The organism is Microbacterium sp. B35-04, from assembly GCF_010634885.1.
In the GTDB taxonomy this organism is placed as follows: domain Bacteria; phylum Actinomycetota; class Actinomycetes; order Actinomycetales; family Microbacteriaceae; genus Microbacterium.
In genome coordinates this window covers 1-6,970 of sequence record NZ_MWLP01000093.1, presented here as the reverse complement: position 1 = coordinate 6,970, position 6,970 = coordinate 1, and the positions used below count along the sequence as shown (strand labels likewise).

At 72.9% G+C, this 6,970-nt stretch carries 7 protein-coding genes; 5 read left to right on the top strand and 2 right to left on the bottom strand.

Annotated elements, in window-relative coordinates; translation table 11 throughout:
* Positions 1-1,423: ATP-binding cassette domain-containing protein (locus tag B1729_RS20955; protein ID WP_163634036.1), on the bottom strand; the 1,423-nt coding region annotated here is incomplete at its 3' end.
* Between the two features lie 151 nt (positions 1,424-1,574).
* On the opposite strand from B1729_RS20955, the gene B1729_RS17350 reads away from it, so the two are divergent.
* The 4 genes from B1729_RS17350 to B1729_RS17335 are packed head-to-tail and all read left to right on the top strand — an operon-like array spanning position 1,575 to position 5,050.
* Positions 1,575-2,648 carry an enoyl-CoA hydratase/isomerase family protein gene (locus B1729_RS17350; RefSeq protein WP_204260215.1) on the top strand — a complete coding sequence of 358 codons (1,074 nt, stop codon included), beginning with the start codon at positions 1,575-1,577 and terminating at the stop codon, positions 2,646-2,648.
* Positions 2,649-2,672: 24 nt separating this feature from the next.
* Positions 2,673-3,515, top strand: coding sequence for an LssY C-terminal domain-containing protein (locus B1729_RS17345; protein WP_163620912.1), 843 nt, complete (start codon positions 2,673-2,675; stop codon positions 3,513-3,515).
* Entirely contained in the window at positions 3,512-4,063 is a 552-nt protein-coding gene (locus B1729_RS17340; protein WP_239539699.1) for a hypothetical protein, read from the top strand. Before B1729_RS17345 ends, B1729_RS17340 begins: the two co-directional genes overlap by 4 nt.
* A 60-nt stretch (positions 4,064-4,123) precedes the next feature.
* A complete protein-coding gene (locus B1729_RS17335) occupies positions 4,124-5,050 on the top strand; it encodes a DnaJ domain-containing protein (RefSeq protein ID WP_163634031.1) in 927 nt (308 codons plus the stop codon).
* Positions 5,051-5,134: 84 nt separating this feature from the next.
* Here B1729_RS17335 and B1729_RS17330 read toward each other — a convergent pair whose 3' ends face one another.
* Positions 5,135-5,815 (bottom strand): FadR/GntR family transcriptional regulator, encoded by a 681-nt coding sequence (locus tag B1729_RS17330; RefSeq protein ID WP_163620910.1) that lies wholly within the window; start codon positions 5,813-5,815, stop codon positions 5,135-5,137.
* Positions 5,816-5,891: 76 nt separating this feature from the next.
* Here B1729_RS17330 and B1729_RS17325 point away from each other — a divergent pair, with 76 nt between their 5' ends.
* Positions 5,892-6,740 (top strand): amidohydrolase family protein, encoded by an 849-nt coding sequence (locus tag B1729_RS17325; RefSeq protein ID WP_163620909.1) that lies wholly within the window; start codon positions 5,892-5,894, stop codon positions 6,738-6,740.
* Positions 6,741-6,970: the final 230 nt, after the last annotated feature.

The window sequence follows — 6,970 nt, the reverse complement described above, 5'->3', positions numbered from 1 at the left end:
GCTCGGCGGTTTCCGCAGCACCGCTGTGCTCGGCGGTTTCCGCAGCCCCGCTGTGCTCCGCGGCTGCTGCCCCTGCCCCGCTGTGCTCGGCGGTTTCCGCAGTCCCGCCGTGCTCGGCGGCTCCCACAGCGCCGCCGTGCTCCGCGGCGCGTGCACCTTCCGTGGTCGCGGCAGGCTCATCGTTCCGAGCCTCGCTCGCCCACGCGGCGCCGGCGGCTGCTCCGAGAGCAGCGGCCGCGCCCGGCGTGCTCGTTCCCTCGGCGTCGAGGACTGCCGTGCTGAGCGCCGACTGCTCGGCCTCGTGCGATCCCGAGTCGTCCTGCTCAGGCGCAGGGGCCGCGACTGCTCCCGCCTCCGACTCCGAGGGCTCCGGATCCGTCGCCACCACCGGCGTCGCCTCCCCTGCCGTCGTCGTCCCCGCCGTCGCCGCCCCGGCCGACGTCGCGCCCGCGGCGAGACCCACGGCGGCAGCATCCGTTCCGGGCACCTGCGACAGCGTGCCCACCCCGCCCGCGGCGCTCGCGTGCACCCGTGCGCCGTTGACGAGGTCGAGGAAGACCTCCTCGAGCGCCGGGCCCCGGCGGTGCAGCGACGACAGGGCCACGCCGCCGGCGGCGGCTGCCGCACCGACCGCGACCGGGTCGAGGCCGCGCACGGTGAGTCCCGAGCGGAGGACCTCGAACGGCACGCCCGCGGCCTTCAGCGCCGCCACCAGCGCCGAGCGATCGGGCGCGTCCACGACGGTGGCGTGCTCGTCCGGGTCGGTGAGCTCGTCGATCGAGCCTTGGAAGACGAGCCGCCCGCGCGAGATGATCAGCAGCGCGTCGACGGTCTGCTGCACCTCGGCGAGGAGGTGCGACGACACGAGCACCGTGCGCCCCTCGCCCGCGAGCTGGCGGAGGAAGCCGCGCATCCAGCGGATCCCCTCGGGGTCGAGGCCGTTCGCCGGCTCGTCGAGCACCAGCACGCCCGGGTCGCCCAGCAGCGCGTACGCGAGGCCGAGGCGCTGGCGCATGCCCAGTGAGAATCCGCCGACCTTGCGGTTCGCGGCATCCGTCAAGCCCACGAGATCCAGCACTTCGTCCACCCGCGCCCGCGCGATGCCGGCGGCCTGCGCGTAGATGGTGAGGTGGGCCGCGGCGGTGCGGCCGGGATGGAAGCTGGATGCCTCGAGCACGGCGCCGACGGTCTGCAGCGGGTGATCGAGCTCGGCATAGCGCCGGCCGCCGATCGTCGCGTGGCCGTCCGTCGCGCGAACGAGGCCGAGAAGGATCCGCAGTGTCGTGGTCTTGCCCGCGCCGTTCGGCCCGAGGAATCCGGTCACCTGCCCGGGGTCGACGCGGGCGGTGAGCCCGGCGACGGCTGTGACGGCGCCGAAGCGCTTGGTGACACCTGAGAACTCCAGCGAATGGCCGTGGGGCATGCCGAACCCTTCCCGTGGTCGTGAGCGAGACACCCCGCGGGGCAGTGGTCGGGGTCGCTTCGTTGCGGGTTCCTCGCGGAACCGAGTTCCATCCTGGCGGAAATCCAGGTCCGGCGTGGGAGAACTTCAGCCGCCCGGTAACGTTGCGCTCGTGACCGACCTCGCCGACGTCAGCGCCGAGCCCACCGTCCTCCTGAGCACGAGCGGAGGGCTCGGGCGGCTCACCCTCAATCGCCCGCGCGCGATCAACGCACTCGACCTGGGCATGGTCCGGCGCCTGCACGACGCCCTCGACGCGTGGGAGCACGACACCGAGGTCGATGTCGTGCTCCTGGACGGCGCCGGCGAGCGGGGGCTCTGCGCCGGCGGAGACGTGCGCGGCCTCGCCGAGCAGGTCACGAGCGGTCGTGCCGAGGACGCCGGGGTGTTCTTCCGCGACGAGTACGCCATCAACGCCCGCATCGCCGAGTATCCGAAGCCGTTCATCGCGTTCGCCGACGGCATCACGATGGGCGGCGGGATCGGTGTCGCCGGGCACGCGGCGATCCGCATCGTCACCGAGCGGTCACAGCTGGCGATGCCCGAGACGCGCATCGGGTTCACCCCCGACGTCGGCGGCACCTGGCTGCTCGCGCACGCACCGGGTCGCCTCGGCGAGTACCTCGGACTCACCGGCGCGGTGATGGATGCCTCGGACGCGATCTACGCCGGATTCGCCGACCACTTCGTACCCCACGCGAGCCTCGACGCCGTCCGCGACGCGCTCGAGACGCGGGCCGACCCGTCCACGCCGACCGAGCTCGTGCTGCTGTTCGATGAGACGCCCGCCCGGTCGAAGCTCGAGGCGGCACGCACGTGGATCGACGACGCCTTCGCCGCCGACACCGTCCCCGAGATCGTCGAGCGACTGCGCGCGCGGCCCGAGCCCGAGGCATCCGCCACCGCCGATCTGCTCGGCGAGCTCTCGCCGACCGGGCTCGCCGTGACCCTCGCCGCCGTGCGCCGCGCGCGCGAGCTGCCGGGACTGCGCGAAGCGCTCGACCAGGAGTACGGGCTCGTGATGTGGTTCGCGACGACGCAGCCCGACCTCGCCGAGGGCATCCGCGCGCAGGTCATCGACAAGGACCGCTCGCCGCGCTGGCAGCCGGCGACGCTCGCCGACCTGCCGGCAGACCTGGGGGCGACGGCCCTCGCCCACCGGCCCGACGTTCCGCTCTGGGGCTGACCGCGCGAGCGGCGAGGAGGAACCGTGAGCACCCGCCGCCGCGCCTACTCGATCGGGGTCGCGATCGACTGGTTCTTCTTCGTCTTCGCCGGGCTGGCGGCGCTGTGGCTGGCCTACCTCAGCTTCACCGAGACGTTCCACGTCGGCTGGTGGGGCATCCCGTTCTTCCTGGCGTTCTGGCTGCTGCTCGCCTACCTCGTGCTGCCCCGCCTGCACCGCATCCTCACCACCATCTACGTGCCCGAGTACTTCATCGGACGTACCCGGACCAGCGACGGACTCCTCGGCGATCCGGTGAACCTGGCGTTCCAAGGCAGCGGCGAGCAGATCCGCGCCGCGCTCGAGGCCGCCGGCTGGACGCGCGCCGAGCCCGTCACCCTGGGGTCGTCGTGGCGCATCGTGGCGTCGACGCTCAGGCGGCGCAGCTACGACGAGGCGCCGGTGAGCCCGCTGTTCCTCTTCGGCCGCCAACAGGACTTCGCGTACCAGCAGGAGGTCGACGGCAACCCCGCCCAGCGTCACCACGTGCGGTTCTGGCGCTGCCCCGACGACTGGCTGCTGCCCGGCGGCCGCCGCGTCGACTGGCTCGCCGCCGGCACGTTCGACACCAGCGTCGGGCTGTCGCTCTTCACGCTCCAGGTCACGCATCGCATCGACGCCGACACCGACGTCGAGCGCGACCACATCGTCAGGACGGTGACGGATGCCGACCCCCGCGTCGCGGTCGACGTCATCGCCGATTTCGCCACGGGCTATCACGCCCGCAACGGCGGCGGCGACAGCATCCGCACCGACGGCGACCTGCCGATCGTCGACGTCCGGGCGGTCGAGACCCGTGTCGATGCATCGGGGGAGGTGGCCGCGTGAACGCAGAGACGCCCGCCCCGCAGAAGCGGCCCGCGTACGAACCGGCCGCGCGACTGCTGAGGCCGCCCCGGTACGACCCCCACATGAAGCGGCCGACGTCCACCACCGCCGGCGCGGCTTTGATCCTGCTGCGCGTCCTCGCGGGTGTCGCCGTGCTCGTCGGCATCGCGGCGGGGTGGGATGAGCTCCTCGCCGATCCCGACTCCGTGCTCGAGGGCTTCGACCCGAGCCCAGAGGGGACGCAGGCGGCGCTGTGGCTGGTGCTCGGCACGGGTTCAGTGGTGCTGCTGCTCGACCTCGCGATGGCGTTCCTCGTGTACCGGGGCATCAACTGGGCGCGCGTGGTGGTGATGTTCATCTCGATGCTCTCGATCAGCACGTCCTTCACCGCCTGGTGGGCGCAAGGCCAGGAGATCGAGATCGACGGCACGTACGTGTCGCTGAGTCTCGACATCCTGGTCCTCCTCGCCCTGTCGAGCCGCAGCGCCGCGGCCTATGCGCGCCGCAACGAGCGGCGTGACGCGCCCGACGGTGCGGGGGTGACGTAGCCTGATCTGCGGTGTTCCGCGCGGCTGATCCGGGCGGCAGAGGCTCGTGGGGGAGGGTTCGTGTTCGACAGTCCGCTCTCGGCGTCGGCCTACGAGGTACTCGCGGTCGACCCCGGTGTCGACGAGGAGACCCTGCGCAAGGCCTACCGCCTGCGGCTGCGGCAGACGCACCCCGACACCGGCGGCGACGCGGCCGTGTTCATCCAGGTGCAGCGGGCCTGGGAGCTGGTCGGCACCCCCGACGCGCGTGCGGCCTACGACCGCGGTCACGGCTTCGGCGAGGCGGCCGCTCCGGAGTGGTCGGGATGGCGGCCACCCGCGGCCCGCACCGACACCCGCCCGCGTGCGCGCTCGTACGGCCACCCCGGCGGCTGGCGCCGCGAGCGCTACCTCACCCTCATCCGCGAATGGGCGGGCCGCGGCGTGACCCTCGACGACCCCTACGACCCGGCGCTCGTGCGCTCCGCTCCGGTGGCGCTGCGGCGACTTCTCGCCGATGCGCTCGCCGAGGAGGCGACCGCCCGCATCGTGGCCGACCTCGGCATGGGCTACACGGTGTGGCACGACGTCGCGGCGTCCGGGCGCGGTGCCGACCCCGATGCCAAGATCGACCACATCGTGCTCGGGCCGAGCGGCCTGTACGGCCTGCTGTCGGAGGACTTCGGCGGTCCGGCGCGGCTGCGCCGCGGCGAGTTCGTCGGCGACGGCGTGCCCGGCGCACCCCTCGCCGAGCTGCTCGCACACATGCGCGTCGTCGCGCGCGCGGCGGGCGTGCGGTTCAGCGGAGCGATCGTCGTACTCCCCGACGAAGACGTGGTCGAGCCGATCCAGGAGCTCGGCCGGGTGCGAGGCATGCGGGTCGCGATCGTGTCGCGCAGCGCGCTCGCGACCGTGCTCCGTCGCGGCATCACCGGCGCGCGCGACATCGGCGGCAACGAGGTGTTCGACATCCGCACCCGGCTGCAGCAGACCGTCCGCTTCGCCTAGCCGAGCCCCGCGCCTGCCCTGCGCCGCGCCCGCCGTGCCCCGCGCCGCACCCGCCGCGCGACGACGGGCGATAGCCGCCCCGGCTCAGGCGCGGTCGCGCGCCTGTCGCAGCCACCGTTCGATGCCCGCGATGTGCACCTGGGCGATCGAGGTGGCGAGCTCGGCGTCGTGGTCGGCGATCGCGTCGAGGATCGCCCGGTGCTCGGCGAGGGTCCGCTCGACGACGCCCGCCTGTGTGAGGCCGCGCCAGACGCGTGCCCGCACCGTCTGGCTGGTCAGGCTGTCCAGCAGGCTGGCGAGGTAGTCGTTTCCCGCGAGCCGCGCGATCGCGCTATGGAAGCGCACGTCGTGCTCGACCAGGGACTCGATGTCGGTGTCGGGGGCCACGGCGCTGATCTCGGCATCCAGCCCCGCGACGTCGTCGTCGCCCGCCTGCTGCGCCGCGAGGCCCGTCGCGTGGGATTCGAGCACCCGGCGCACGGCGAAGATCTCGAGCAGCGAGTCGTCGTCGTGCAGGTCGACGACGAACGAGATCGCCTCGAGGAGGAGCTTCGGCTCGAGGCTCGTGACGTACGTGCCGTCGCCGCGCCGCACGTCCAGCACCCGGATGACCTCGAGCGCCTTGACGGCCTCGCGCATCGAACTGCGCGAGAGGCCCAGGCGCTCGGCGAGATCCTTTTCCGGAGGCAGGCGGGACCCGGGGCCCAGCTCGCCACGCACGATCATGTCTTTGATCTTCTCGATCGCTTCGTCGGTGACGGCCACGCGCCCATCTTAGACATCGGATGTCCGGCGGGCACGGATGCCGCGGCCCCCGTGCGTCCGCGGCAGAATGGAAGCCATGCGAGTCGTGGACGGACACCTCCATCTCTGGGACCCAGAGGTCCTGACCTACGAGTGGCTGGACGGACCGCTGCTCCGATCTTTCGGACCGGAAGATCTCGATCTCGCCTTGCAGGACGCTCCCGACGGCGACTTCGGCTTCGTGTTCGTCCAGGCGGAGTGTGCGCCGGAGCAGTCGGTCGCCGAAGCCGACTGGGTCGCGTCGCTCGCAGCGCAGGTGCCGCTGCGCGGCATCGTCGCGCGCGCACCGCTCGAAGACCCTGCCGCGACCGACGCGCACCTGGAGGCCTTCGCGAGCAAACCGCTCGTGGTCGGGGTGCGCCGCATGCTGCAGTCCGAGGCCGACGGTTTCGCGGCGGAGCCGGGCTTTCGCGACGCCGCCCGGGCCGTGGCATCCGCCGGCCTGCCCTTCGATGCGTGCGTGCGCTGGAGCCAGCTGTCGGACGTGGCGGCGCTTGCCGACGCCGTGCCCGAGCTCACGATCGTGCTCGACCACCTCGGCAAGCCGCCGGTCGGTTCGGCGGATGACGCGGCCCCCGCCGACGGCACGCCGTGGGCGACGGAGCTGCACAGGCTCGCCCGGCGCCACAACGTCGTCTGCAAGCTGTCGGGTCTGCCCGCGGAGTCGCAGGGAGAGTGGACCGCCGCACAGCTGCGCCCGTTCCTCGACGTCGCACTGGACGCCTTCGGCCCGCACCGCCTCCTGTTCGGCGGCGACTGGCCGGTCTCGGGCCCGTACGGCCGCTGGGTCGAGACCGTTGCCTCGTGGCTCGGCGACCGCGTCGGCGCCCACGACCGCAACGCCGTTCTCGCCGAGAATGCCGAGCGGGTCTACCGCCTGGGCTGAGCGGTACAGGCTCACGGTCGTTGAGCCGGCGAAGCGAGACGAATCGCTCCGGACCGATGTCGCGCGCCGGGCTGCGGGCGTTTCGTCTCGCTCGTACCCCGCTCGCTCAACGACCGCCACCCGATCCCGGTCGTTGAGCGAGCGAAGCGCGTCGAAACGCCAGGAGACCCATCATGAGCGGCGGACTCGTCGCGGCGCACCACCTCCGCGCGACCAGCGGGCCGCTCCCG